The following is a 24,799-nucleotide window of genomic DNA, read 5'->3' as shown; positions in this document are numbered from 1 at the left end:
AGGGGAGACGTGGGTATCAAGTGGCGGCACTGGGCACGGCCGGCGGCACCGCTGGCGCTGGTCGTGCTCGCGGCGACGGGCTGCACCAGCACCTCGGACGGCGGAGCCGAGGCGTCCGCCTCACCGTCGAGGCAGGGCGCCCGGACGGCCGTGGCCCGCGTCTGCGACAAGCCGTCGGGAGGCCCGGAGAAGGCGCCCAAGGGTGCGGTCACGGTCGACCCGAAGAAGGTCAACGACCTGGCGGAGAAGACCAAGAGCAACCCGGCGGGCACCACGTTCTGGCTGCGCCCCGGCAAGCACCGGCTCGAGTCGGCGCGCTACGCCCAGGTCATCCCCAAGAAGGGGAACCGCTACCTCGGCGCGCCCGGCGCGGTGCTCGACGGCCGCAAGGTCAACCAGTACGCCTTCGGCGGCCACGCCCGTGACGTCGTCATCCGCTATCTGACCGTGGAGCGCTTCGTCCCGCAGCAGAACGAGGGCGTCGTCAACCCCGGCTCGGCCGACGGCTGGGTGATCGAGCACGCGACGATCCAGCGCAACGCGGGCGCCGGGATGATGACCGGCGACCGCCAGAAGATCCGCTCCAACTGCCTGCGCGAGAACGGCCAGTACGGGGTCAACGGCTACAAGGAAGGCGACACGGCCCGCGGCCTGGTGATCGAGAACAACGAGGTCGTCGGAAACAACACCGACGACTGGGAGAAGAAGCAGCCCGGCTGCGGCTGCACCGCCGGCATGAAGTTCTGGGCTGTCAAGAGCGCCGACATCCGCGGCAACTGGGTGCACGACAACCGCGGAGTCGGGATCTGGGCCGACAACAACAACAACGACTTCCTCATCGAGAAGAACCTGATCGAGGAGAACGACGGCGCCGCCCTGATGTACGAGACCAGCTACAACGCGGTCATCCGCGACAACACCATGCGGCGCAACAACTGGGTCAGCGGCGGCAAGCCGGCCGAGCGCGGCGACAGCTTCCCGTACGGGACCATCTACGTCTCCGAGGCCGGCGGCGAACCACGGGTCAAGGCCCGCACCGACAAGCTCGAGATCTACCGGAACCTGATGGAGAACAACTGGAACGGCATCACCCTCTGGGAGAACTCCAACCGGTTCTGCAACAGCCCCGCCAACACCTCGACCGGTGAGTGCACGCTCCTGGTCGACGACGTCAAGCGGTGCGCCCGCCCGGCGATCGCGAAGCCGCCGCTCTACGACGACTGCCGGTGGAAGACCCAGCGCGTCGACATCCACGACAACCGCTTCGTCCTCGACACCTCCGTCGTCAAGTGCACCGACAAGTGCGGCCGCATGGGCATCCTCTCCGTCTACGGCACCTATCCGAAGTGGTCGCCCTACAAGGACACACGCGTCGCCGAGGCGATCACCCGCAAGCAGGACAACCGCTGGCACGACAACACCTACCGCGGCCCGTGGACCTTCGTCGTCGAGGACATGAGCAAGGTCGTCGACCGCGAGGACTGGCAGGAGGCGCCGTACAAGCAGGACGCGGGCAGCACCTTCACCCGCAAGGCGGGTGGCTGACATGGAGATCCGGGACAGGCTCGCCCCGCCGAAGGCCGTCGGCATCGTCTGGCTGCTGCTCGGCATCAACACGATGGGCTCCGCCGGAGCGAAGACCATCTTCCCGCTGCCGCGCTCCGTCATCCAACTGGTCACGATGGGCTCGCTAGGCGTCGCCTTCGCCCTGGCGCTCGCGCTCAACACCCGGCTGCGGATCAGGCCCAGCGCCTTCGTCTTCCTGCTGACCCTGCTGCTCGTGCCCAGCCTGATCTCCAGCCTGGGGGTCGGCCCCGGCGGCCTGTTCCGCTGCGCCCGCCTCGCACTGTTCATCGGCACCCTGTGGCTGCTGAGCTGCTGGTGGGACGGCAGCCTGACCTTCGTCCGCTACCACATCCGGATGTACTTCGGGATCCTGGTGACGGTGGTCGCGGGCCTGGCCATCTCCCCGGGCGCCGCCATGCCCGAGCTGTACGGCGGGCGGCTCGTCGGCGCGCTGTGGCCGCTCACCCCGCCGCAGATCGGCCAGTACACGGCCGTGATCATCGGTCTGACCGTGCTGCTCCTGATCGGCCGCCGGATCGACCGGACGAGCGCGGTGGTGGTCATCGTCCCGTGCCTCGTGCTGCTCGCCCTCACCCACACCCGCACGGCCACGGTCGGGCTGCTCGCCGGGCTCGCGCTGGCGATCTGCTCGCTCCTGCTGACCAGCGCCGCCGCCCGCCGCTTCTTCGGATGGTCGGTGCTGGTGGTGACGGTCGCCGGGGTGGGCTTCGCCTCCGCCGTCCAGGCCTGGTTCCTGCGCGGCCAGAACAAGGAGTACTTCACCAGCCTCACCGGCCGGGCCAAGGTCTGGGACGCGCTCCTCGCGGCGCCCCGGACCACCGCCGAGCAGTTCCTCGGCACCGGCCTGGGCGACAAGTCGTTCGGCGGCCTGCCGATCGACAACAGCTGGCTGGCCGTCTACAACGAACAGGGCCTGATCGGGGTCACCCTCGTCGCGTCCGCCCTCCTCGTCCTCGGCGGCGTCGCCCTGCTGCGGCCGCCGTCGCTCCAGCGGGCCTGCGCGATCTTCCTGATCACCTACGTCGTGCTGTCGTCGTACACCGAGGCGGGCCTCGGCGACGCCTCGCCGTATCTGCTGCATCTGGCCCTGGCCGCCTCGCTCCTGGCGATGCCCGCCGAGACCACACCGTTCCCGGCGCCCTCGGTGCCCCGACGCCGTATCCCGCGCTGGGCCCGGGAACGGGAGGTGAGCTGACCATGCACATTCTCGTGGTGCACAACTACTACTCCTCGGGACAGCCGAGCGGCGAGAACCGGGTCGTCGCGGAGGAGGCCGCGCTGCTGCGCGCGGCGGGCCACCGGGTGGAGATGTTCGAGCGGCGCAGCGACGACATCGCGGGCCGCTCGCTGCTGGGCAAGGCCGCGGTGCCGCTGCTCGTGCCGTGGAACCCGGCGGTCCGCAAGGAGTTGACCGCCCGGCTCCTGGCCGACCGGCCCGACGTGGTGCACGTGCACAACGTCTTCCCGCTGCTGTCGCCCTCGGTCCTCGCCGCCTGCGCGGACGCCGGGGTGCCCGTCGTCACCACGCTGCACAACTACTACCAGGTGTGCCCGCCGGGCACGCTGCAGCGGGACGGCCGGCTGTGCACCGAGTGCGTCGGCAGGAGGCTGCCGCTGCCCGCAGTACGGCACGGCTGCTACCGGGGCTCCCGGCTCGCGACGGTGCCGATGGCGGTCAACCTGACGGTCAACCGGCGGCGGTGGTGGTCGGGCGTCGAGCGGTTCTTCTGCATCTCCGGGGCGCAGCGCGACGTCCTGGTGCGCTCCGGACTGCCGGCCGAACTGCTCACGGTGAAGCACAACTTCGTGCCCGACCCGGGGGTCGGCCGCGAGGGCGACGGCGAGCAGCTGCTGTTCCTCGGCCGCCTCGCCGAGGCCAAGGGCGTACGGGTGCTGATGGCCGCCTGGGACATCGTCGCCGCCGAGGGCGGGGTCGGTGTGCCGCTCGTGCTGGCCGGCGCGGGGCCGCTGGAGTCCGAGGTGCGCGCCTGGGCCGAGGGCCGGGACGACGTGCGCTACGTCGGCCTGCTCGACCCGGACGAGGTCCGCAAGGCCGTCGCCCGGTCGGTCGCCGTGGTGGCGCCGTCGCTGGCCCCGGAGACGTTCGGCCTGGTGGTCGCGGAGGCGATGGCGGCGGGGGTCCCGGCCGTCGCCTCGGGCCACGGAGCCTTCGTCGAGCTGGTCGAGGACGGGGAGACCGGGCTGCTGCACCGCCCGGGCGAGCGCACCTCGCTCGCGTCCTGTCTGCGCCGGATCACGGCCGAACCGGCCGCCAACCGGGACATGGGCCGCGCGGCCCGCCGCCGCTACGAGCAGGGCTTCAGCCCGGCCGTCGGGCTCGCGCGCCTGGAAGAGGAGTACCGCTCCGCGATCGCGGGCCGGTCGGAACAAGGAAACACACGGGGGACGGAATCAATGGGGGGCAGTAAATGACACAGTGCCGACTCTGTGGCTCGGCGACGCTGGCGAGCGTCGTCGATCTGGGGGCGACACCGCCGTGCGAGAGCTTCCTCGCCGCGGACCAACTGGACGCGCCCGAGCCCGCGTTCCCGCTGCACCTGAGGGTGTGCACCGACTGCTGGCTGGCGCAGATCCCGCCGCTGATCACGCCGGAGGACACGTTCAAGGAGTACGCGTACTTCTCGTCGTTCTCGACGTCCTGGGTGGAGCACGCGCGGACCTACGTCGCCGATGCCGTCGAGCGCGCGGGCCTCGGCGCCGACGCCTTCGTGGTCGAGGTCGCGAGCAACGACGGCTATCTGCTCAAGCACGTGGTGGACCGGGGGATCCGCTGCCTGGGCATCGAGCCGTCGGTCAACGTGGGCGCCGCGGCGCGCGAGGCGGGCGTGCCCACGCTCACCGAGTTCCTCTCGCCCGACACCGGCGCCGCCGTCCGCGCCGAGCACGGCCCGGCGAACCTGGTCGCGGCGAACAATGTGTACGCGCACATCCCCGACGTCGTCGGCTTCACCCAGGGCCTGCGCGCCCTGGTCGCGGACGACGGCTGGGTCTCCATCGAGGTGCAGCACCTGCTGACCCTGATCGAGGAGAACCAGTACGACACGATCTACCACGAGCACTTCCAGTACTACACGGTCGCCTCCGCGATCCGCGCGCTCGCCAGCGGCGGACTCGCCCTCGTGGACGTCGAGCTGCTGCCCACCCACGGCGGCTCGATCCGGCTGTGGGCGCGGCCCGCCGAGGTGGCGGGGGAGCCCTCGCAGCGCGTCGCCGACGTGCTCGCGCGCGAGAAGGCGGCAGGCCTCCAGGAGCTGTCCGGGTACACGGAGTTCTCCGCCCGGGTCGCCAAGGTCCGCCGCGACCTCCTCACGTTCCTGATCACAGCGGCCGAGGAGGGCAGGACGGTCGTCGGCTACGGCGCCCCCGGCAAGGGCAACACGCTGCTCAACCACTGCGGCATCCGCCCCGACCTGCTCGCCTACACGGTCGACCGCAACCCCTACAAGCACGGCCGGTACACCCCGGGCACCCGCATCCCGATCCTGCCGCCCGAGCGGATCGCCGAGGACAAGCCGGACTACGTCCTGATCCTGCCGTGGAACCTGCGCACCGAGCTGACCGAACAGCTCGCGTTCGTGCACGAGTGGGGCGGCCGCCTCGTCTTCCCCATCCCGGAACTGAGCGTTGTCGAACCCAGCGTTGTCGCACCGAGCGTTGTCGAGGAGACGTCATGAAGGTCGTTCTGTTCTGCGGCGGCTACGGGATGCGGATGCGCAGCGGCGCCGCGGACGACGTGCCCAAGCCCATGGCGATGGTCGGCCCCCGCCCGCTGATCTGGCACGTCATGCGCTACTACGCGCACTACGGGCACAAGGAGTTCATCCTCTGCCTCGGCTACGGGGCGCACCACATCAAGAACTTCTTCCTCAACTACGAGGAGACGACGTCCAACGACTTCGTGCTCCGGGGCGGCCGCGCCGAGCTGCTGTCCAACGACATAGCCGACTGGACGATCACGTTCGCGCAGACCGGCATCGAGTCCCCGATCGGCGAGCGGCTGCGCCGGGTGCGCCACCACCTCGGCGGCGACGAGATGTTCCTCGCCAACTACGCCGACGTGCTCACCGACGCCCCGCTCGACGAGATGGTCGACCGGTTCGCCGCGCGCGACGCGGGCGCGTCGATGATGGTCGTGCCGCCGCAGTCCTCGTTCCACTGCGTGGACCTCGGCGAGGACGGCCTCGTCGGCGGCATCACCGCGGTCAGCGACATGCCGCTGTGGGAGAACGGCGGCTACTTCGTGCTCCGCCAGGAGGTCTTCGACCACATACCCGAGGGCGGCGACCTGGTCGCCGACGGCTGCGCGGGACTCGCCAAGGAGGGCCGCCTCGTGGCCCACCAGCACCGCGGCTTCTGGAAGCCCACCGACACCGTCAAGGAGCGCGCCGCGCTCGACGCCGGCTACGCGCGCGGCGACCGCCCGTGGGCCGTGTGGGAGCGGGACGGCGTGGGGGTGGGCGCGTGATCCGGCTCGCGGCCGGCCGCCCGGACCGGATCGTCGCCGTGGGCGCGCACTGCGACGACATCGCCATCGGCGCGGGCGGCACGCTGCTCACGCTGTGCCGGGCCCGGCCGGGCCTGCGCGTAGACGCACTGGTCCTGACCGGCGGCGGCACCGAGCGCGAGCAGGAGGAGCGGGCCGCGCTCGCCGCCTTCTGCCCGGGCGCCGACCTGCGCCTGACCGTGCACAAGCTGCCCGACGGGCGGCTGCCCGCGCACTGGGAGGAGGCCAAGTCCGCCGTCGAGGAGTTGCGCCTGCAGTCCGACCCGGACCTCGTCATCGCCCCGCGCGCCGACGACGCCCACCAGGACCACCGCGGCCTCGCCCAGCTGATCCCGACCGCCTTCCGCGACCACCTCGTGCTCGGCTACGAGATCGTCAAATGGGACGGCGACCTCGGCCGGATGTCCGCCTACCAGCCGCTCGCACCCGAGACCGCCGAGGACAAGGTGCGGCTGCTCCAGGAGCACTACGGCTCGCAGCGCCACCGCCCCTGGTACGACCGCGAGGCCTTCCTCGGCCTCGCCCGGATCCGCGGCATCGAATGCCACGAACGCTACGCAGAGGCGTTCGCCGTCACCAAACTCACGCTCGACCTGGGCACTTGCGCCCCGGGCAGCTCCACTCAGGGGGATTGAACCTTGCGCGTACTACTGACCGGACACCAGGGCTACCTGGGCACCGTGATGGCCCCGGTCCTCAAGGCCGCGGGACACGACGTCGTCGGCCTCGACTCCGGCCTGTTCGCCGACTGCGTCCTCGGCCCGACCCCCGACGACCCGCAGGGCCACCGGGCGGACCTCCGCGACGTCACCGCCGAGCACGTGGCGGGTGTGGACGCCGTGATCCACCTCGCCGCGCTCTCCAACGACCCGCTCGGCTCGCTTGCACCACAGCTCACGTACGACATCAACCACCACGCCTCCGTCCACCTGGCCCGTCTCGCCCGCGAGGCCGGCGTCAAGCGCTTCCTCTACGCCTCGACGTGCTCGGTGTACGGCGCTGCGGGCGGCGACGAACTCGTGGGCGAGGACGCCCCGTTGCGCCCCGTCACGCCCTACGCCGAGTCCAAGGTGCGCGTTGAGGACGACCTGCACGCGCTCGCCGACGACGACTTCACGCCTGTCTACATGCGCAACGCCACCGCCTTCGGCTACTCGCCCCGGCTGCGCGCCGACATCGTGCTGAACAACCTCGTGGGCCACGCGCTGCTGTCCGGCGAGGTGCTGGTCCTCTCCGACGGCACCCCGTGGCGTCCGCTGGTGCACGCCGCGGACATCGCCCGTGCCTTCACGGCCGCGCTGGACGCGCCCCGCGAGGCCGTCCACGACCGGGCGTTCAACATCGGCAGCGAGGTCAACAACGTCACCGTCGCCGAGATCGCCGAGCAGGTCGCCGAGGCAGTGGAGGGCGCGAAGGTGCGGATCACCGGGGAGTCCGGCGCCGACCCGCGCTCCTACCGCGTGGACTTCGCCCGCTTCCGCTCCGCGATCCCCGGCTTCGACTGCGAGTGGACGGTCAAGCGGGGTGCGCTCGAACTCGCCGATGCTTACCGGAAGTTCGGCCTCACTAAGGACGCCTTCGACAACCGCTTCACCCGCCTCGCCGTACTGCGCGCGGCGTCCGAGGCCGGCTCCGTCGACGACACCCTGCGGTGGCGCCCGTGACCGCGCGGTCGACACAGGACGTCGGCGAGAAGATGCACGAACTGGTGGAGCGGATGTACCCGCTCTGCCGGAGCATCACCGGCGACGGGGTGCGCGCCACCCTCGCCGTCGTCGGGGAGCACATCCCGCTCGACGTGCACGAGGTGCCCACCGGCACCCAGGTCCTCGACTGGACGGTGCCGCAGGAGTGGAACATCCGCGACGCGTACATCGCCGACGCGTCCGGCAAGCGGGTCGTCGACTTCGCGGCGTCCAGCCTGCACGTCCTCGGCTACAGCGTCCCGGTGTCGGCGACGATGCCGCTGTCCGAGCTGCGCCCCCACCTGCACACCCTCCCCGACCAGCCGGACCTGGTGCCGTACCGCACCAGTTACTACAAGCCGGACTGGGGGTTCTGCCTGGCCCAGAACACCCTGGACGCGCTGCCCGAGGGCGAGTACGAGGTGTGCGTGGACTCCACCCTGGAGGACGGCCACCTCACCTACGCCGAGCACGTGGTGCCCGGTCAGGTGCCCGACGAGGTGATCGTCTCCTGTCACGTGTGCCACCCGTCGCTCGCCAACGACAACCTCGCGGGCATCGCGGTGGCCACGTACCTGGCCCGCGCGCTGGCCGAGCACACGCCGTACTACACCTACCGGTTCATCTTCGCGCCCGGCACCGTCGGCGCGATCACCTGGCTCGCCCGCAACAAGCAGCGGATCGACCACGTCAAGCACGGCCTCGTGCTGGCGTGCGCGGGCGACCGGGGCGACCTCACGTACAAGCGGAGCAGGCGCGGGGACGCCGAGATCGACCGGGTGCTGCAGCATGTGCTGTCCTCCTCCGAACGGCCGCACCAGGTCAAGGAGTTCACGCCGTACGGATACGACGAGCGGCAGTACTGCTCGCCCGGATTCGACCTCGGCGTGGGCTCGCTGACCCGCACCCCGTACGCCGGATACCCCGAGTACCACACCTCGGCGGACGACCTGGACTTCGTCTCCCCGGAGGCGATGGCGGACACCCTCGCCGTGTGCAGCGAGGCGTTCGCCGTCCTGGACCGCAACCGGCGCTACCTCAACCAAAGCCCCTACGGGGAACCGCAGTTGGGTCGGCGCGGGCTGTACGACGCGCTCGGCGGGCGCAGTGACACCAAACAGGCCCAGATGGCGATGCTCTGGGTGCTCAACCTGTCCGACGGCGAGCACAGCCTGCTCGACATCGCCGAGCGGTCCGGGCTGCCGTTCGGGACCGTCGCCGACGCGGCCGACGCACTGGGCGCCGCGGGGCTGGTCAAGGCATGACGTCGACGACCACCGAGGGGGAGAAGACGAAGACATCCGCCAGGCGCGCCCTCGCCGGCCGGCTGTCCTGGGGCCTCGCCGACCAGGCGGCCTCCAGCGTGTCCAACTTCGCGGTGGGCATCTACGTGGCGCGCTCCCTCGGCGTGACCGCGTTCGGCGTGTTCAGCCTGGCCTGGGTGACGTACGGCGTGGTGCTCAACGTCTCCCGGGGCCTGGCCACCGACCCGCTCATGGTCCGCTTCAGCGCGGTGCCGGAGGCGACCTGGCGACGGGCGGTGGCCCGCTGCTCGGGCACCGCGCTCGGCGTCGGCGTCGCCCTCGGCGCGGCGTCCCTGGTGCTCGGCCTCGCGATCGGCGGCAGCATCGGGCCCGCCTTCGCCTGCCTCGGCATCGTCCTGCCGGGGCTCCTGCTGCAGGACTCCTGGCGGTTCGCGTTCTTCGCGGCGGGCGCCGGGCGCAAGGCGTTCGTCAACGACATCGTGTGGTGCGTCGCCCTGGTCCCCGCCCTGGTGGTGGCGGCCCGCGTCGGCGGCGTGCCCGCCTTCGTGCTCGCCTGGGGCGGATCCGCCGCGGTCGCCGCCGTGTACGGCTGCTTCCAGTCCGGCATCCGGCCCCGGCTCACCGGAGCGCGCGCGTGGCTGCGCGAGCACCGCGACCTCGGCACCCGCTACCTCGTCGAGAACGTCAGCAACAGCGGCGGCAGCCAACTGCGCGCCTACGGGCTCGGCGTGATCGTCGGCGTCGGCGCGGTCGGCGTGGTGCGCGGCGCCGAGCTGCTGCTCGGCCCGTTCATGGCCGTCCTGATGGGGCTCTCGCTGGTCACCGTCGCCGAGGCGGCCCGAGTGCGGCGGCGGGCCCCGCACCGCCTCGGCAGGTTCTGCCTCCTGCTCGGCGGCGGACAGGCCGTCGCCGCGCTGCTGTGGGGCGGGGCGCTGCTCCTGATCCCGGACCGGGCCGGCGAGCTGGTGCTCGGCGACGTGTGGAGCGCCGCCGCGCAGCTCATCGTGCCGGTCACCCTCGGCGTCGCAGGCGCGGGCCTCGGCACCGGCGCCGCCGCCGGGCTGCGCGCGCTCGGCGCGGCCCGGCTCAGCCTGCGCTCCCAACTGTTCGCCTCCGCCTGCTACGTCGGCGGCGGACTCGGCGGCGCGGCCGCCGGCGGCGTGGTCGGCTCCGCCTGGGGCGTCGCCGCCGCGACCGTCACCGGCTCCGCCGTGTGGTGGCTGCACCTGAGGTACGCGCTGCGCGAGCACCACCACAACCCCACCCCCGAAGCGAGGACCACATGAGCGCCCACCCCCGACTGAGCATCGGCCTGCCCGTCTACAACGGCGAGGAGTACCTCGCCGAGTCCCTCGACGCGCTGCTCGGCCAGACCTACGAGGACTTCGAGCTGGTCATCACCGACAACGCCTCGACCGACGGCACCGAGGCCATCTGCCGCGACTACGCGGGACGTGACGAGCGCATCCGCTACATCCGGCTGCCCCGCAACATCGGCGCCGCCCCGAACCACAACTACGTGTTCACCCAGTGCCGCGGCGAGCTGTTCAAGTGGGCGTCCCACGACGACCTGTACGCCCGCGACCTGCTGCGCCGCTGCGTCCTCGCGCTCGACGAGCACCCCGAGGTGATCCTCGCCCACGCCGACCAGGCCGTCATCGACGAGGACGGCAAGGTCAAGGTCCCCTACGCGTACACCCTCAACACCGACTCGCCGCGCGCGCCCGAGCGCTTCCGCAGCATGCTGTTCGAGCCCGGTGGCGACGACTTCTACGGCGTGATCCGCGCCGACGTGCTGCGCAAGGTGAAGCCGCACGACAGCTACCACCACGCCGACCGCACGTTCGTCGCCGAGATCGGCCTGCACGGCCCCTTCCACCAGGTGCCGGAGCTGCTCTACTTCCGCCGCGACCACCCCACCCGCGCCGAGCGCGCCAATCCGTCCAAGCGCTCCCGCTGCGTCAACCTCGACCCGCGCAGGGCGGGGGTGCTGCACCCGACGCCCCGGCTGCTCGCCGAGTACGTCCTGGGGTTCGTCTCGGCGATCCGCCGGGCCCCGCTGTCCTCGGCCGAACGGGCCGCGTGCTACCGGCACTTGGCCGCCTGGGCGACCAGCCGCGCCCGGCCGGGCGCGGGGGAGCGGGTCGAGGACCGGGCGCCGGTCGACCCGGCGCAGCTCGACGTCTCCCTCGACGAGCTCGTCGCGGGCCGCGAGGGGCGGCGCCCATGACCGCCGGGCCACGTGTCGGGGTGTTCGGCCTGCTCGGCTCCGGCAACCTCGGCAACGACGGCTCCCTGGAGGCCGTCCTCGGCTACCTCCGCACCGAGCACCCGGACGCACCCGTGGACGCGCTGTGCGGCGGCCCCGACATCGTCACCGCCCGCTACGGGATCCCCGCGACGCGGCTGCACTGGAACCGCGGCGAGTACCGCACCGCGTCGCGCGCGGGCGCCCTCGCGACCAAGGGCCTCGGCAAACTCGTCGACGTCGTGCGCACCGCCGCCTGGGTGCGCCGGCACGACGTGGTGATCGTGCCCGGCATGGGCGTCCTGGAGGCCACCCTGCCGCTGCGGCCCTGGGGATTCCCGTACTCCCTGTTCCTGCTCTGTGCGAGCGGTCGGCTGCTCGGCACGAAGGTCGCGCTGGTCGGTGTCGGCGCCGGCGATATCCGGGTCCGGCCGACCCGGGTCCTGGTCCGCTGGTCGGCGCGGCTCGCCGCCTACCGCTCGTACCGCGACGCCCAGTCCCGCGACGCGATGCGGGCGATGGGCGTGAACACGTCGCGCGACGCGGTCTACCCGGACCTGGCGTTCGCCCTGCCGGTGCCCGCGGCGACGGCGGCCGAGGGCACGGTCTGCGTCGGCGTCATGGACTTCCACGGCGGCAACGACGACCGTGCGAGGGCCGAGGAGATCCACCGCCGCTATCTCGACGGAACGACCCGGTTCGTCCGCACGCTCGTCGAGGACGGCAGGCGGGTCCGGCTGCTCACCGGCGACGACTGCGACACGACGGTCGTCGAAGCGATCCTCGACGCGGTCGACTCTCCGCTGGTCACCGCCGCCGAACCGGCCTCCCTCACCGACCTGATGAAGGAGACCGCGGCCGCCGACACCGTGGTCGCCACCCGCTACCACAACCTGATCTGCGCCCTGAAGTCCGGCACACCCACCCTCGCCCTCACCTACGCGGCCAAGAGCGAAGCGCTCATGGAGCGGATGGGCCTCGGGACGTACTGCCACCCGGCGCGCGAGGTCGACGCCGACCGGCTCCTCGAACAGTTCCGGGACCTGGAGAAGCGCTCGGCGGAGCTCCGCCAGACCCTCGTGGAGCGGAACAAGGCCGCCGCACAGCACCTCACCCACCAGTTCAACGCGTTGACCGACACCCTGTTCCCGGCCACCGGCCGGACCCGTACACCCCGGGGGAATCGATGAAACTGACCGAAGTCCCGGAGATCGCCGGGGCGTTCCTGCTCGAACCCACGCCGCACGCCGACGAACGCGGCTTCTTCTGCCGCACCTTCGACGCCGACGTGCTCCGCTCGGTCGGCCTCGACCCGCACGCCTTCGTCCAGGACAGCGTCTCCCGCTCGGTCCGCGGCGTGCTGCGCGGCATGCACCTGCGCTCCGGCAACGGCGAGGCCAAACTGGTGCGCTGCTCGTACGGGAAGATCTTCGACGTCGTCGTGGACCTGCGGCCGGACTCCGCGACGTACCGCAACCGCGCCACGTTCGAACTGTCCGGCGACACGCAGGTGACCCTCTACATCCCGGCGGGGTGCGCGCACGGTTTCCAGGCGCTGACCGAGACCGCCGACACCTCGTACCGCATCGACCGCCCGCACGACCCGACCGAGGACGTGACGATCGCGTTCGACGACCCGGAGCTCGCCATTCCGTGGCCGCTGCCGGTCACCTTGATGTCCCAGCGTGACCGGGAGGCGCCAAGCCTCGCCGAGGTCCTGAAGCAGAAGGCGAATTGAGGCCGACATGCCCATCGACGACACGACGGACACGGTCGACATGACAGACACCGAAGAGTTCCAACTGCCCCGGTCGCGGTCGGCCAACGACCGGCTGCACGCCATGATCCCCGGCGGCGCGCACACCTACGCCAAGGGCGACGACCAGTACCCCGAACACCTCGCCCCGGTCATCAGCCACGGACGCGGCGCCCATGTGTGGGACATCGACGGCAACCGCTACATCGAATACGGCTCGGGGCTCCGCTCGGTCAGCCTCGGACACGCCCACCCGCGCGTGAACGAGGCGGTCCGCAGGGAGATCGACCGCGGCAGCAACTTCGTACGGCCGTCCATCATGGAGGTCCAGGCCGCCGAACGGTTCCTCGCCACAGTGCCGACCGCCGACATGGTGAAGTTCGCGAAGAACGGCTCCGACGTCACCACCGCCGCGGTGCGCCTGGCACGCGCCGTCACGGGGCGCAGCCGGGTCGCCATCTGCGCCGACCACCCGTTCTTCTCCACGGACGACTGGTTCATCGGCACCACACCCATGTCGGCGGGCATCCCCACGGCGACCACCGACCTCACGGTGTCCTTCCCCTACGGGGACCTCGCCGCCACGGAAGCGCTCCTCACCCGGTACGCGGACGACGTCGCGTGCCTGATCCTGGAGCCCGCCGCCCACCGGGAACCGCCGCCCGGCTACCTCGAAGGGCTGCGGGACCTCGCCGACCGGCACGGCTGCGTACTGATCTTCGACGAGATGATCACCGGTCTGCGCTGGTCGGAGGCGGGCGCCCAGGGCCTGTACGGGGTCGTGCCCGACCTCTCCACGTTCGGCAAGGCGCTCGGCAACGGCTTCGCCGTCTCGGCGCTCGCCGGGCGCCGCGAGCTGATGGAACACGGCGGACTGCGCCACCGCGGCGAGCGCGTCTTCCTGCTCTCCACGACCCACGGCGCGGAGACCCACTGCCTGGCGGCGGCGATAGCCGTCCAGAGCACCTACGTGGAGGAGGGCATCAGCGCGCGCCTGCACACCCTCGGCGAACGCCTCGCCGCAGGGGTGCGCGAGGCCGCGTCGAGCATGGGCGTCGGCGAGAACGTCCTCGTCAAGGGCCGGGCCAGCAACCTCGTCTTCGCGACCCTCGACGAGAACGGTCAGCCCTCGCAGCTGTACCGCACCCTGTTCCTCCGCAGGCTCCTCCTGGGCGGCGTCCTCGCCCCGTCGTTCGTGGTGAGCAGCGCGCTCGCCGACGCCGACATCGACCGCACGATCGACGTGGTGGCCGATGCGTGCGCGGTGTACCGCAAGGCGCTCGACGCCGGTGACCCCACGCCGTGGGTGGCGGGACGGCCGGTCAAGCCGGTGTTCCGCCGCCTGGCCTGAGGTCAACGGCGAGCTGGTCGGCCGGCGTCCGCGACCCGGTCGACCAGCCACGCGGTGGCGGGCACCACGGCGAGGGCGAGGCACCAGCCGCCGACCGTGTCCGTCGGATAGTGCGCGCTCAGGGCGACCTGCGCCCAGCCCATGACGGCGCCCGCGGCCAGGCCCGCGCCGAACACGAGCGAGACACCGGCCGCCCGGCCGAGCCCGAGCTGCCCGACCGCGACCAGCGCCACCGCGAGGGCGAACGCGGTGAGGAAGGCGGTGTGCCCGCTCGGGTACGACAGGTTGTCCGGCCCGTGGATGGTGCGTCCCACCAGCGGCTTGACGAGCGTCCCCGCCCCCACGGTCAGGACGACCGAGGCGACCACGAGGACCGCCGCGCGCGGACGGCGCAGCAGCAGACACCACGCCACGGCGGCCGCCACCAGCACCACGGCGCCCACGGGTTCCCCGAGGAAGTCGACGGTCAGCGCGACACCCCGCCACGGCGGCCGCACACTGTCGTCCGTCGGCAGCACGAACCACCGGTCCACCCGGCCGGACTCTCTGTGCCCGGCGTACATGACGCCCACCGTGGCGACGACGAGCGCGGAGAGCGCCGCGAGGCACCCGAGCCAGGCGCGCAGCGCGCCGGGCAGCACCGGAGGAGGCCCGGAAACGGCGTTTTCGTGACGGCCGCGCTCAGGCCCCGCTTCAGTCAGGTGATCCAACGCGATCCCCCCGTCGTGTCCCACCCACCTTTCGACGACCCTAACCGGCCCGTGGACCCGCCGCCGCTTCAACTCCGCAAGTAGACAGCGGTGTTGAAGCCGGGCGGGGGAGGGGCCCCAGAGTGAGGAGTGAAGGGAGGGCGGGGCCCCGTGCTAGCGTTGAGCGTTTGCAGCGCAGCTGTGCCGGGGCCCCGACGGGTGCCGCCGGCCGGCCGCCGCGTCCCCGCCGCGCCTTCCTCGGTACGGTCCCACCCTTCGCAGGAAGGCTCTTCGTGAGCGAATCAGCACGTGCCGACGACGCCGGGCAGCAGGACGACGCGCCGGGCACCGCCCCCGTGACGTCCTTCGCGGACCTCGACCTGCCGGCCGCGGTGCTGCGCACGCTCGCCGAGCACGGCGTGACGAAGCCCTTCCCCATCCAGGCGGCGGCGCTGCCGAACGCGCTGGCGGGCCGCGATGTCCTCGGCCGGGGCCGCACCGGCTCCGGGAAGACCCTTGCATTCGGCCTCGGACTGCTCGCCCGGACGGCCGGGCGGCGCGCACAGCCCAAGGAGCCCCTCGCCCTCGTGCTGGTCCCCACCCGCGAGCTGGCGCAGCAGGTGACCGAGGCGCTCACCCCGTACGCCGAGGCGCTGCGGCTGCGGCTCGCGACCGTGGTGGGCGGCGTGTCCATCAGCCGCCAGTCCGCCGCCCTGCGCGACGGCGCCGAGGTCGTCATCGCCACCCCGGGTCGGCTGCACGACCTCATCGACCGCAAGGGCTGCCGCCTGGGACGGGTGCGCATCACGGTCCTCGACGAGGCCGACCAGATGTGCGACATGGGCTTCCTGCCACAGGTCACCGAGGCCCTCGACCAGGTGCGACCCGACGGCCAGCGGATGCTGTTCTCCGCCACCCTCGACGGCGACGTCGACCAGCTGGTGCAGCGCTATCTGCGCGACCCCGCCGAGCACTCCGTGGACCCCTCCTCGAGCGCCGTCTCCACCATCGAGCACCACGTCCTCGTCGTGCACGGCCCCGACCGCTGGTCCGTCGCCACGGAGATCGCCGCCCGCGACGGCCGCGTCCTGCTCTTCCTCGACACCAAGCACGGCGTCGACCAGCTCACCCGGCACCTGCGGGCCAGCGGCGTGGCCGCCGCCGCGCTGCACAGCGGCAAGGCCCAGCCGCAGCGCACCCGGACCCTGGCCCAGTTCAAGGACGGCGAGATCACCGCGCTGGTGGCGACGAACGTCGCCGCCCGCGGCCTGCACGTCGAGGACCTCGACCTCGTGGTCAACGTCGACCCGGCGACCGACCCCAAGGACTACCTGCACCGCGCGGGCCGCACCGCCCGCGCGGGACGCTCCGGCACCGTCGTCTCCCTCGTCCTGTCGGGCCAGCGCCGCGAGACGAGCCAGGTGATGGCGGACGCCGACGTCACCGCGAAGGTCACCAAGGTGCGCTCCGGCGAGGCGGAACTGAGCCGCATCACCGGCGCCAAGGCCCCCTCGGGCAAGCCCCTGGACGGCGGCCCCGCCCAGCGCCCCAAGAACCAGAACACCCCGTTCCGCGGCCTCGGCAGCACCAAGAACCCCAAGGGCGGCTCCGGTACGGGGACGGGTTCCGGCTCCGGCTCGGGCGGCCGTGGCTCCCGCAAGACCAACGAGGCCCGCAAGCTCGCAGAGGCGCGCAAGGCGGCGCGGGTGCGGCGCGGGGGCTGAGAACCGGCGGGCCGGTGGAGACGATCCTGACGCCGTGAGGGTTCCGCCGCGGTGTCAGTGGGCGCGGGCATGATGGAGGCCATGACGCACACCGCTCGTCGGATGTTCGAGCTCCTGGAACCGATCTGCCTGGTCACGTTCTTCGCGGACGAGTGCACCGAGGAGCTGGCCGCGCTCGGTCACCGCACCTACTGGGACGGCTACTTCGCCAGTCGCGTGGCGCCGCTCGGGCGGGTGCCGGCGCAGGTCGTGGACGCGGCCTTCTACAGCTTCGCCGAGGGGGAGGCCGCGCGCCACATCCCCAGCGCGTGGGAGAAGATCCCGCCCGAGGCGTCGCTCGCCGCGCGGGAACGGGGGAGCGCGGCCTCCCTGCGGCGGATCCTCGGCGCGGGGGCGGCCGTGGCGCGCGCGGCGGACCTGACCACCAAGGCGGCGACGAGCGCGCCCACGGCAGGCCGCGTGATGTACGCCGGGATGCGCAGCCTCGCGGTGTCGAGCGACCCCGTCGCCCGGCTGTGGCACTCCGCGACGATGCTGCGCGAGCACCGCGCCGACGGGCACATCGCCGCACTCGTCGGGGCGCGCATCGGCGGCACGGAGGCCCACGTACTCTCCGCCCTGGACATGGGCATCCACCCGCCGGAGTCCTTCGGCCGCATCCAGCATCTGCCGAAGAAACGCCTGACCGCGGTCATGAACGGCCTGCGCGAGCGCGGACTCGTCGACGCCGAGGGGCGGTTCACCGAGTCCGGCCGCGAAACCAAGCGCCACATCGAAGCCCTGACCGACGAACTCGCCGCCCCACCCTACGAAGCCCTCTCACCCGCCGAGCTCGACGAACTGGTCGCGGAGCTCGAACCCATCACCGAGACGCTGGTGGCCGCGGGGTCCCGGTGACGGGGAGGCGCACTACGACGCGGCGCCGACCGGCACCCGCTCCAGAGCCGGACGTTCGACCTCGGTCAGGAAGTCGAGCGTCTCGATCGGCTGGTCGGTGAAGTAGTCAGCGATGAGCCGGGAGAACTCCTTGCCGCGTTCGAGGTTGGGCAGATGGTCGGCCTCACGGATCAGGGCGAACTGTCCCTGCTGAATCGTTGCGGCAACTTCCCGTACCCGGTCGGGGGTGGAGAACTCGTCGTACTCGCCGGTGAAGCACAGGGCCGGCACGTCCCGGATCCCGCCGGGCGGCAGGCCGGGCGTGGCCAGGACCCGCTCCAGGATGGCCAGGTGCCGGGGCACATCGGCGTCGGTGATGGCGCTCATCGTGCACGCCAGCAGCCGGGCGGTCACGGCGCGCTTGCGGACGGGCCGGTCCGGGTGCGCCATGAGCGCATCCACCGTCACCCGGCCGTAGGCGCTGGACACGTCACCGGCGGCGAGGCTGTCGACCATGGCCCGCAGCGCGGTCCGGCACTCCGCCGGGTACTCCATGGAAGCCCCGGCGAGCATCAGCCGCTTGACGCGCTCAGGACGCTTCTGGACGAGCCGGTACGCGATGGGAACACCGTAGGAGGCGGCGAACAGATTGACGGTGTCCAGCTCCAGCTGCCCGAGCAGATCGCCCAGCACCTCGGCGAGGAAGTCGAAGCCGTACTCCGCCGACAGGTCGTCCGCCTTGCCCGACCCGGGCAGGTCGACGGTGATGACCGTCGCCACCTCCGTCCATGGCTTCTCCAGCCGACGGAAGGCGTACATGTCCTGGAAGGAGCCGCCCAGCAGCACGATGGGCTCGGTCCGGGGTTCAGGGTTCTCGACGACACGGCACTCATAGGCGAACCCTTTGTAATGCAGCCGACGCACGAATTCCTCAGGCATGAGCAGGTGACTCCTAGAAGCAAGGGGGACGGTCACCAAGCCCAACGAACCTCGGCTGATGGGGTAATGGATCAGTGGAGGGCGCGGCTCCGGTCGACGACCGGACGAGGGTTCGAGGACGGGTCCTGAACGCGGGGCACGCGCAATGCCTGCGCCGCCCGCTGGGGCATGATCAGTCGGCGTCGGGGTCACCGGACTCTTCGAGGAAGCGGGCCGAGAGGTCGTCGGCCCATTCCACAGCCCAATTGCGCAGAGAGGCGATAGTGGCATCGTCGAGGCCGTAGGCGGCGAAGGCGTCGTCGTCGGTCCACTCGGCGCCCGTCAGGTTCGCCTGGAGGTCCTCGCGTTCGAAACGGCCGCGGGCGTGTCGGCGGCCGAACTCCTCGATCTCGGCGTTGCTCCAGCGGTGGGAGGCTGCGTACACGTCGATCAGGTCGCGCGGCGCTCCACGGTCGGCCAGGGCGCGCACTTTGGTCCCGATCACGTCCTCCTCGGCGAGGACAGGTCCGTATGGGCTCTGGTCCACTGGCCGCCAGAAAACTTCTTTCAGGACGTCGACCTCGCACTCTTGCCCGGTGCCGGGGTCCGTCACAGTAAAGCGAGCGGACAACGGGGCAGTTTCCAGCGCGTGTACCTTCCAGCCTCGGGCTGTCAGACCGCTGAGAAGTGCGGCCGCGATATCGGCCATGGGCGCCGGGTTCTCGGTGGCGACATCCAGATCCTGACTGGGGCGATTCACGAGGCGGTGCGCCCTCACTGCATACCCACCGGTGAGGACCAGAGGATATGGCGAACCGAGGGCGATCACATCCGCCAGGAGCCGCGCGTGCAGGTCCGGCATGTCCGTCACGCGACCACCCGGGTACGGGAGACGAGCTCGGGGAAGGCGTCCTCCCACACGGTGCGCACGGTGCGACCGATGAGAGTGCGCAGCACCGGCCACAATTCGAGGAGCACGTCCCGGTTGAGGTGCCTGGGGAGGTCGTCGTGCAGGCCCTCGTGCAGGACAGTGCGGTACAGGCCCATGCGCTGGCGAGGTTTTCCCAGGTCGTACGAGGTCATGCCGGACCATGCCAGGTGCAGTGGTAGCTCCACGACACCGTGGGTCGGTCCGTTCAGCTCGTCCAGTGACTCCGGTAGACGGCGCCGGAACTTTTCCCGGTACAGCGCGAGATCCTCGGCGTCCGCGCCGGAGAGGCCCCTGGTCCCGGGGCCAGACTGCTGCGAGTGGGAGGTCATGCCGCCATTATGGCGGCCGCTCAGGGACGAGGCTTGTGTCTCCATCCATAGAGCCAACGTCACTGGCTGTTGTCCATGGCGGAGGCAGTAACGAGTTGTCGGTCGGCAGTGGTTGAGTGCCCGTTGCAGCCACCTGGGGGGATTTCTGGCACATCGCAGGTCAGGTGCCCGTGAAGTCGATACCCGGTGCAGGCGTAGCGGAGCCGCGCCTCTCATTCAGGTATTGGCCGGTACATGACTAACTGGGTCGACTGATGCCCGTTAGCGTCTTTCACGCTGGATATCCCAGTAGATCGCCTTCAACAGGGGGTTCTTCCTATGCGTGTCATGCGTGCGAGAGCCAAGGTCATCACGACGGTCGCGGCGGGACTGTTGGCCGCCGCCGGGATGTTCGCGCCCACTGCCTCGGCGACGGCCCCCGCCGCCCCGGAGCCCCGGCCGGCGAAGGGCGACGTGACGCTCGCCAACACGTGGGTCACGACGTGGACCGGTGCGAACATTCGCAGTTGTGCGTCCACTCAGTGCAGCATCAACTACTCGGTCCCCGCCAACTACCAGCTCAGCGCCATATGTTGGGCATATGGCCAGTGGGTGAGTCAGAACGGTATCTCGCACAACAAGTGGGTTCTGCTCGGCTCGGGTTCGAGCTGGATCTGGGGCGGCCTGTTGAAGGGGAGCGAGACGGGCAACGTGCCCAACCAATGCTGACATCCGTTTCGCCGACGAGTTCTCGCGCTGCCCGGAAACCGGCGCAGTGAAGATTGTGGTGGGCGGGGCCGACGGAACCAGGTAACGTCAATCGCTTCGCACCATTCCGGGAGAACTCGTGACCGACAGCAAGAACATCAACAACCCCGTGGGCATGGGGGGCGGCCAGCGCAAGAGGCAGTCCCGCACCGAACGGCAGAACCATGGCCCGCACCGCAACTTCGATCGCGGGGTTGCTGCCGAGAAGAAGGCGGAGCTGGTGCGCAAGATGCGGGAGAAGGCCAGCGCACCCAAGGGTGCCGAGCAGTCGGGCGACGCCCCCGCAGAGAGCTGACGCGGCGGTGTGAGCGGCCTCGCTCACACGTGGCTGGCCAGGAGCTCCCGTACCTCGGTGGTGCTCATGGGACCCGCGCCCTGTGCCACCGCCTCGCCCTCCTTCAGCAGGACGTAGGACGGGGCACCAGTGATCCCGTAGCGCGCGGTCGCGGCCGGGCAGCGTGTGATGTCGGCGCGGACCGCCGTGAGGCGGTCCGCGTACTCGTCGGCGATGCCGCCCACGACGAGGTCCATCACCCGGCAGGGCTCGATGGCCTTGGGCCAGGACCCGGCGAAGTACGCGAGGACCGGAATTCGGCTCATCTTGAGGATGAAATCGAATTCCGCGTCCTCACGGGGTCGGTGGACCCGCTTCGTCATGAAAGCTCCTGACCTTGTGTTCCGTCATGCCGTGTCCATCATCGGCCCTGGGGCGGCGTAAGCGTCAGGCGCCCCGAAGGCCGACCGCCAGCGTCAGTTCCAGGACCCGGTGCGGTGATGGGAGATCCGGGAACAGGTCCCGCAGCTGCGACATGCGGTACCGGACCGTCTGGGGATGGACGAACAACGCCGCCGCCACCTCGTCCCGCCTGCCCTGGTGAAGGAGCCACGCCCGCAGCGTTTCCTCAAGGCGTCGTGCGGTCGCGGCAGGCAAGGAGCCGAGTGGAGCGAGAGCCCGGGCACGTAGGTCCGCAAACGCGTCCGCGTCGGCGCTCAGCACCAGCTCGGGCAGGTGGTCCTCGGTGTCGCGAATGTCGGGGGAGAGGGAGCGCGCGCGTACGGCTCGCGCGTACGAGGCGGACGCACGCGTCCACGGCCTGGCAGGGCCGACCACGGCGGTGCGGTCGGTCAGCTGCCGCACGAGACGTGATCGGTCGGCATCGGGGACGAGTAGCACGCCCGTCGCGTCCGGCAGATCGTCGAGGACCAGGGTGCTCGGGTCGAGGGAGCGGTAGGCGGGCCGGGCCTGGGCGGCCGGGAGCAGGACCGCGGTCAGCGAATCCGGCGGCTGCCACCCCGCCCGTTGCGCGGAGGCGAGGAGTACGTCGGGGCTCGCGCCGGCGAGGAGGTCGTGGGCCAGGTGTTCCAGGTGGAGCTCGTGGGCCCGGCCGCGGGCGGCCAGCTCGTCGGCGTGGCCCGCGGCGCTCGCGGCGGAGAGCTCGTCGATGTAGGCGAAGGTCAGCTCGGCGAACTTGGCGACCTCTGCGGCGGGCAGCCCCGCGGGTACGGCGCCCGCCGCCAGGCATCGCCAGGCCACGCGGGCGCCGACCCGGTAGGCGCTGAGCAGGGCATCCATCGAACGGCCGTCGCGCACCTCGCCGCGGCCCAGCTCGTACGCCGCGTCACTGGCGTCGCCACCGCTGGCGCTCCCGCTCGCGAGGTCCAGGTAGTGCCCGAGCGCGGTGCGCACGGCCCGGCGGATGGTGCCGCCCATGCTGCCCGACAGGGCGTTCGCGTAGGGCGGGACCTCGTCGATGATCGCCTGCACGATCTCGTCGGCGGTGGTCCTCAGCGCGGACCGAAGCGCTGTGACCGTCGTCTCGTCCAGGGTCAGCTCGCTGGCCCTCCGGATTGCTTGGCTCACGTTTTTGTTCCCTGCGAACAATTCAGTCGACCAGATTTACGTCCTGCGGTCAGGACTTTACGCCTTGAGACGCACCAAGCTGGACCCATGACGAGTACAGCCCTCCGCAGCAGGGCGTGGAAACTGCTGGAGATGGTCACGACGCCGCTGTTGCCGTCGGACTACCTCGACCTGGTCAGCCCGCTGCGCGCGGGCGCCGACCTGCGGGGGCGCATCGAGGCCGTGCACCGCGAGACGGATGACGCCGCGACCGTCGTGATCAGGCCCGGCCGGGGCTGGCGCGGCCACACGGCCGGTCAGTACGTACGGATCGGGATCGACGTCGACGGGGTGCGCCTGTGGCGCGCCTACTCCATCACCTCGCCGACCCGCCGCCAGGACGGCCGGTTCACGATCACCGTGAAGGCGATCCCGGACGGCAAGGTCAGCAACCACCTGGTCCGCAGGGCGGCAGCGGGCACACTGATCCACCTCGACCAGGCGACCGGCGACTTCGTGCTGCCGCCGGCCAAGCCCACCAAGGTGCTCTACCTCACGGCGGGCAGCGGCATCACGCCCGTCATGGGCATGCTGCGCGACACCGGGTTCGACGACGCCGTAATGATCCACAGCGCGCCACGGCCGCAGGACGTGATCTTCCGCGACGAACTGCACGACCTCGTCTCGGCCAAGAAGCTGCGGCTCACCGAGCTGCACACCGACACGGACGGCGTGCTCGACATCGCCCGACTCGACGAACTCGTGCCCGACTGGACCGAGCGCGAGACCTGGGCCTGCGGACCCGCGGGCCTGCTCGACGCCGCCGAAGAGCACTGGACCGAGCACGGCGTCCAGGAGCGCCTGCACACCGAACGCTTCCGCCCCAGCGTCGTCGTTGCCGGGGACGGCGGCGAGGTCACGTTCAGCGTCACCGGCAAGACCGTCGACGCGGACGGCGCCACGCCGCTCCTTGACGTCGGCGAGGAGACCGGCGTCCTCATGCCCTCCGGGTGCCGCATGGGCATCTGCTTCGGCTGCGTCACGCCCCTCAAGGCGGGCGCCGTCCGCGACCTGCGCACCGGCGAGATCACCGAGGCCGAGCCGGGCGTCCTCATCCAGACCTGCGTGTCCGCCGCCGCGGGCCCCTGTGACATCGAACGGTAGGAGCACCTTGACCGCCATCGACCCCACCGCCCATCTGACCGCGGAGCAGATCGAGGAACTCGGCCGCGAGCTGGACGCGATCCGCGACGAGGTGATCGCCGGCCGCGGCGAGCAGGACGCCGCCTACATCCGCAAGGTCATCAAGGCGCAGCGCACGCTCGAGCTCGCCAGCCGGGGCGTGCTGCTGTTCTCGATGTTCCCGCCCGCCTGGCTGATCGGCACCGCCGGTCTGTCCGTGGCGAAGATCATGGACAACATGGAGATCGGCCACAACATCCTGCACGGCCAGTGGGACTGGATGCGGGACCCGAAGATCCACTCCACGACCTGGGAGTGGGACCACGTCTCGCCGTCCGACCAGTGGAAGCACTCGCACAACGAGCTGCACCACGCGTACACCAACGTGATCGGCAAGGACAACGACCTCGGCTACGGCATCATGCGCGTCGACGAGGACCAGAAGTGGCACCCGTTCCACCTCGGCCAGCCGGTGTGGAACTTCATCAACGCCTGTTTCTTTGAATACGGGATCGCGGCGTACGACCTGGAGCTCGGCAAGAACCTGAGCAAGCGCCGCCGCAAGAACCCGGAGTTCCGCGCGCGGGCCAAGGCCGTGGGCCGCAAGATCCGCAAGCAGGTGCTCAAGGACTACGTGATCCACCCGGCGCTGTCCGGCCCTTCGTTCCTCCCCACGCTCGCCGCCACGTTCACCGCGAACCTGGTCCGCAACATCTGGTCCCACTCGGTGATCATGTGCGGGCACTTCCCCGAGGGCGTGCAGGTCTTCGAGCGCCGGTCGATCAAGGGCGAGACGCGGGGCCAGTGGTATCTGCGCCAGATGATGGGCTCGGCGAACATCAGCGGCAGCAAGGCCATGCACTTCATGACCGGCAACCTCTCGCACCAGATCGAGCACCACCTCTTCCCGGACCTGCCGAGCAACCGGTACGCCGAGGTCGCGGTGAAGGTGCGCGCGCTGTTCGAGAAGTACGAGCTGGACTACGTCACCGGGCCGCTGCCCAAGCAGGTCTTCTCCGCCTGGCACAAGGTCTTCCGGCTCTCCCTGCCGAACAAGACGAGCAAGCCGAACAAGACGGCCCAGAACCCGACGGCCAACACGCCGGGCCGTGACCGGGAGCTCGTCGCGGCTTCCTGAGGTCGGAT

Annotated in this window: 25 protein-coding genes; 19 read left to right on the top strand and 6 right to left on the bottom strand. The window is 71.1% G+C overall.

Annotation, left to right across the window (positions count from 1 at the left end; translation table 11 throughout):
* Positions 1–9: 9 nt before the first annotated feature.
* From ACFV9W_RS02865 to ACFV9W_RS02805, 13 genes are read left to right on the top strand one after another with little or no spacing between them, the layout of a single operon-like run.
* Positions 10–1,545: a right-handed parallel beta-helix repeat-containing protein gene (locus tag ACFV9W_RS02865; RefSeq protein WP_385754978.1), complete on the top strand. Its 1,536-nt coding sequence runs from the start codon at positions 10–12 to the stop codon at positions 1,543–1,545.
* A gap of 1 nt (position 1,546) precedes the next feature.
* A complete protein-coding gene (locus ACFV9W_RS02860) occupies positions 1,547–2,782 on the top strand; it encodes an O-antigen ligase domain-containing protein (RefSeq protein WP_385754977.1) in 1,236 nt (411 codons plus the stop codon).
* A 2-nt stretch (positions 2,783–2,784) separates the two neighbouring features.
* A complete protein-coding gene (locus tag ACFV9W_RS02855; RefSeq protein ID WP_385754975.1) occupies positions 2,785–4,020 on the top strand; it encodes a glycosyltransferase family 4 protein in 1,236 nt (411 codons plus the stop codon).
* Entirely contained in the window at positions 4,017–5,282 is a 1,266-nt protein-coding gene (locus ACFV9W_RS02850) for a class I SAM-dependent methyltransferase (protein ID WP_385754974.1), read from the top strand. The genes ACFV9W_RS02855 and ACFV9W_RS02850 overlap by 4 nt, the downstream gene beginning before the upstream one ends.
* Positions 5,279–6,073, top strand: a complete 795-nt coding sequence (locus ACFV9W_RS02845; RefSeq protein ID WP_385754972.1) for a glucose-1-phosphate cytidylyltransferase — start codon at positions 5,279–5,281, stop codon at positions 6,071–6,073. The genes ACFV9W_RS02850 and ACFV9W_RS02845 overlap by 4 nt, the downstream gene beginning before the upstream one ends.
* A complete protein-coding gene (locus ACFV9W_RS02840; RefSeq protein ID WP_385754970.1) occupies positions 6,070–6,747 on the top strand; it encodes a PIG-L deacetylase family protein in 678 nt (225 codons plus the stop codon). The genes ACFV9W_RS02845 and ACFV9W_RS02840 overlap by 4 nt, the downstream gene beginning before the upstream one ends.
* Positions 6,748–6,750: 3 nt before the next feature.
* Complete coding sequence (locus tag ACFV9W_RS02835) at positions 6,751–7,776, top strand: NAD-dependent epimerase/dehydratase family protein (protein ID WP_385754968.1); 1,026 nt, start codon at positions 6,751–6,753, stop codon at positions 7,774–7,776.
* 32 nt (positions 7,777–7,808) lie between these two features.
* A complete protein-coding gene (locus tag ACFV9W_RS02830; RefSeq protein WP_385755504.1) occupies positions 7,809–9,062 on the top strand; it encodes a DUF4910 domain-containing protein in 1,254 nt (417 codons plus the stop codon).
* Entirely contained in the window at positions 9,059–10,348 is a 1,290-nt protein-coding gene (locus tag ACFV9W_RS02825; protein WP_385754967.1) for a hypothetical protein, read from the top strand. Before ACFV9W_RS02830 ends, ACFV9W_RS02825 begins: the two co-directional genes overlap by 4 nt.
* Positions 10,345–11,292, top strand: coding sequence for a glycosyltransferase family 2 protein (locus ACFV9W_RS02820; protein WP_385754965.1), 948 nt, complete (start codon positions 10,345–10,347; stop codon positions 11,290–11,292). The genes ACFV9W_RS02825 and ACFV9W_RS02820 overlap by 4 nt, the downstream gene beginning before the upstream one ends.
* Complete coding sequence (locus ACFV9W_RS02815) at positions 11,289–12,500, top strand: polysaccharide pyruvyl transferase family protein (protein WP_385754963.1); 1,212 nt, start codon at positions 11,289–11,291, stop codon at positions 12,498–12,500. Before ACFV9W_RS02820 ends, ACFV9W_RS02815 begins: the two co-directional genes overlap by 4 nt.
* Positions 12,497–13,048 carry a dTDP-4-dehydrorhamnose 3,5-epimerase gene (gene rfbC, locus ACFV9W_RS02810; protein WP_385754961.1) on the top strand — a complete coding sequence of 184 codons (552 nt, stop codon included), beginning with the start codon at positions 12,497–12,499 and terminating at the stop codon, positions 13,046–13,048. Before ACFV9W_RS02815 ends, rfbC begins: the two co-directional genes overlap by 4 nt.
* A 7-nt stretch (positions 13,049–13,055) precedes the next feature.
* Positions 13,056–14,417, top strand: coding sequence for a glutamate-1-semialdehyde 2,1-aminomutase (locus tag ACFV9W_RS02805; protein WP_385754959.1), 1,362 nt, complete (start codon positions 13,056–13,058; stop codon positions 14,415–14,417).
* Positions 14,418–14,419: 2 nt separating this feature from the next.
* Here ACFV9W_RS02805 and ACFV9W_RS02800 read toward each other — a convergent pair whose 3' ends face one another.
* A complete protein-coding gene (locus ACFV9W_RS02800) occupies positions 14,420–15,058 on the bottom strand; it encodes a phosphatase PAP2 family protein (protein ID WP_385754957.1) in 639 nt (212 codons plus the stop codon).
* Positions 15,059–15,399: 341 nt separating this feature from the next.
* Between ACFV9W_RS02800 and ACFV9W_RS02795 the strand changes: the two genes are divergently transcribed.
* Complete coding sequence (locus ACFV9W_RS02795; RefSeq protein ID WP_385754955.1) at positions 15,400–16,830, top strand: DEAD/DEAH box helicase; 1,431 nt, start codon at positions 15,400–15,402, stop codon at positions 16,828–16,830.
* An 81-nt stretch (positions 16,831–16,911) separates the two neighbouring features.
* Positions 16,912–17,727 carry a MarR family transcriptional regulator gene (locus ACFV9W_RS02790; protein ID WP_385754953.1) on the top strand — a complete coding sequence of 272 codons (816 nt, stop codon included), beginning with the start codon at positions 16,912–16,914 and terminating at the stop codon, positions 17,725–17,727.
* A gap of 12 nt (positions 17,728–17,739) precedes the next feature.
* Here ACFV9W_RS02790 and ACFV9W_RS02785 read toward each other — a convergent pair whose 3' ends face one another.
* The 3 genes from ACFV9W_RS02785 to ACFV9W_RS02775 all read right to left on the bottom strand — a co-directional run bounded on the left by ACFV9W_RS02785 (position 17,740) and on the right by ACFV9W_RS02775 (position 19,884).
* The gene (locus ACFV9W_RS02785) at positions 17,740–18,645 is read right to left on the bottom strand and encodes an alpha/beta fold hydrolase (protein ID WP_385754951.1); all 906 of its coding nucleotides are present in this window, start codon (positions 18,643–18,645) and stop codon (positions 17,740–17,742) included.
* Positions 18,646–18,817: 172 nt separating this feature from the next.
* A complete protein-coding gene (locus tag ACFV9W_RS02780) occupies positions 18,818–19,486 on the bottom strand; it encodes a nucleotidyl transferase AbiEii/AbiGii toxin family protein (protein WP_385755502.1) in 669 nt (222 codons plus the stop codon).
* Positions 19,487–19,491: 5 nt separating this feature from the next.
* Positions 19,492–19,884, bottom strand: a complete 393-nt coding sequence (locus tag ACFV9W_RS02775; protein WP_385754949.1) for a hypothetical protein — start codon at positions 19,882–19,884, stop codon at positions 19,492–19,494.
* Positions 19,885–20,211: 327 nt separating this feature from the next.
* Here ACFV9W_RS02775 and ACFV9W_RS02770 point away from each other — a divergent pair, with 327 nt between their 5' ends.
* Positions 20,212–20,592, top strand: a complete 381-nt coding sequence (locus tag ACFV9W_RS02770) for a hypothetical protein (RefSeq protein WP_385754947.1) — start codon at positions 20,212–20,214, stop codon at positions 20,590–20,592.
* 118 nt (positions 20,593–20,710) lie between these two features.
* Positions 20,711–20,926: a DUF6243 family protein gene (locus tag ACFV9W_RS02765; protein ID WP_385754945.1), complete on the top strand. Its 216-nt coding sequence runs from the start codon at positions 20,711–20,713 to the stop codon at positions 20,924–20,926.
* Positions 20,927–20,949: 23 nt separating this feature from the next.
* Here the strand turns inward: ACFV9W_RS02765 and ACFV9W_RS02760 are convergent, their stop codons facing one another.
* Positions 20,950–21,288 carry a thioredoxin family protein gene (locus ACFV9W_RS02760; RefSeq protein WP_385754943.1) on the bottom strand — a complete coding sequence of 113 codons (339 nt, stop codon included), beginning with the start codon at positions 21,286–21,288 and terminating at the stop codon, positions 20,950–20,952.
* 64 nt (positions 21,289–21,352) lie between these two features.
* Positions 21,353–22,492: a PucR family transcriptional regulator gene (locus ACFV9W_RS02755; protein WP_385754942.1), complete on the bottom strand. Its 1,140-nt coding sequence runs from the start codon at positions 22,490–22,492 to the stop codon at positions 21,353–21,355.
* 87 nt (positions 22,493–22,579) lie between these two features.
* Between ACFV9W_RS02755 and ACFV9W_RS02750 the strand changes: the two genes are divergently transcribed.
* Together ACFV9W_RS02750 and ACFV9W_RS02745 are read left to right on the top strand one after the other, a co-directional pair.
* Positions 22,580–23,635 (top strand): ferredoxin reductase, encoded by a 1,056-nt coding sequence (locus tag ACFV9W_RS02750; protein ID WP_385754940.1) that lies wholly within the window; start codon positions 22,580–22,582, stop codon positions 23,633–23,635.
* Positions 23,636–23,642: 7 nt separating this feature from the next.
* Positions 23,643–24,791 (top strand): fatty acid desaturase family protein, encoded by a 1,149-nt coding sequence (locus ACFV9W_RS02745; protein WP_385754938.1) that lies wholly within the window; start codon positions 23,643–23,645, stop codon positions 24,789–24,791.
* Positions 24,792–24,799: the final 8 nt, after the last annotated feature.

The sequence above is a fragment of the Streptomyces sp. NPDC059897 genome, assembly GCF_042730865.1.
Taxonomy (GTDB): domain Bacteria; phylum Actinomycetota; class Actinomycetes; order Streptomycetales; family Streptomycetaceae; genus Streptomyces.
This window is presented reverse-complemented; position numbering and strand designations above follow the sequence as displayed.

Coding starts and splice junctions, on each gene's coding strand:
- ACFV9W_RS02860 (WP_385754977.1), top strand. CDS start 1,547: ATGGAGATCCGGGACAGGCTCGCCCCGCCGAAGGCCGTCGGCATCGTC.
- ACFV9W_RS02855 (WP_385754975.1), top strand. CDS start 2,785: ATGCACATTCTCGTGGTGCACAACTACTACTCCTCGGGACAGCCGAGC.
- ACFV9W_RS02850 (WP_385754974.1), top strand. CDS start 4,017: ATGACACAGTGCCGACTCTGTGGCTCGGCGACGCTGGCGAGCGTCGTC.
- ACFV9W_RS02845 (WP_385754972.1), top strand. CDS start 5,279: ATGAAGGTCGTTCTGTTCTGCGGCGGCTACGGGATGCGGATGCGCAGC.
- ACFV9W_RS02830 (WP_385755504.1), top strand. CDS start 7,809: ATGCACGAACTGGTGGAGCGGATGTACCCGCTCTGCCGGAGCATCACC.
- ACFV9W_RS02825 (WP_385754967.1), top strand. CDS start 9,059: ATGACGTCGACGACCACCGAGGGGGAGAAGACGAAGACATCCGCCAGG.
- ACFV9W_RS02820 (WP_385754965.1), top strand. CDS start 10,345: ATGAGCGCCCACCCCCGACTGAGCATCGGCCTGCCCGTCTACAACGGC.
- ACFV9W_RS02815 (WP_385754963.1), top strand. CDS start 11,289: ATGACCGCCGGGCCACGTGTCGGGGTGTTCGGCCTGCTCGGCTCCGGC.
- rfbC (WP_385754961.1), top strand. CDS start 12,497: ATGAAACTGACCGAAGTCCCGGAGATCGCCGGGGCGTTCCTGCTCGAA.
- ACFV9W_RS02805 (WP_385754959.1), top strand. CDS start 13,056: ATGCCCATCGACGACACGACGGACACGGTCGACATGACAGACACCGAA.
- ACFV9W_RS02790 (WP_385754953.1), top strand. CDS start 16,912: ATGACGCACACCGCTCGTCGGATGTTCGAGCTCCTGGAACCGATCTGC.
- ACFV9W_RS02785 (WP_385754951.1), bottom strand. CDS start 18,645: ATGCCTGAGGAATTCGTGCGTCGGCTGCATTACAAAGGGTTCGCCTAT.
- ACFV9W_RS02780 (WP_385755502.1), bottom strand. CDS start 19,486: ATGCCGGACCTGCACGCGCGGCTCCTGGCGGATGTGATCGCCCTCGGT.
- ACFV9W_RS02775 (WP_385754949.1), bottom strand. CDS start 19,884: ATGACCTCCCACTCGCAGCAGTCTGGCCCCGGGACCAGGGGCCTCTCC.
- ACFV9W_RS02770 (WP_385754947.1), top strand. CDS start 20,212: ATGCGTGCGAGAGCCAAGGTCATCACGACGGTCGCGGCGGGACTGTTG.
- ACFV9W_RS02760 (WP_385754943.1), bottom strand. CDS start 21,288: ATGACGAAGCGGGTCCACCGACCCCGTGAGGACGCGGAATTCGATTTC.
- ACFV9W_RS02750 (WP_385754940.1), top strand. CDS start 22,580: ATGACGAGTACAGCCCTCCGCAGCAGGGCGTGGAAACTGCTGGAGATG.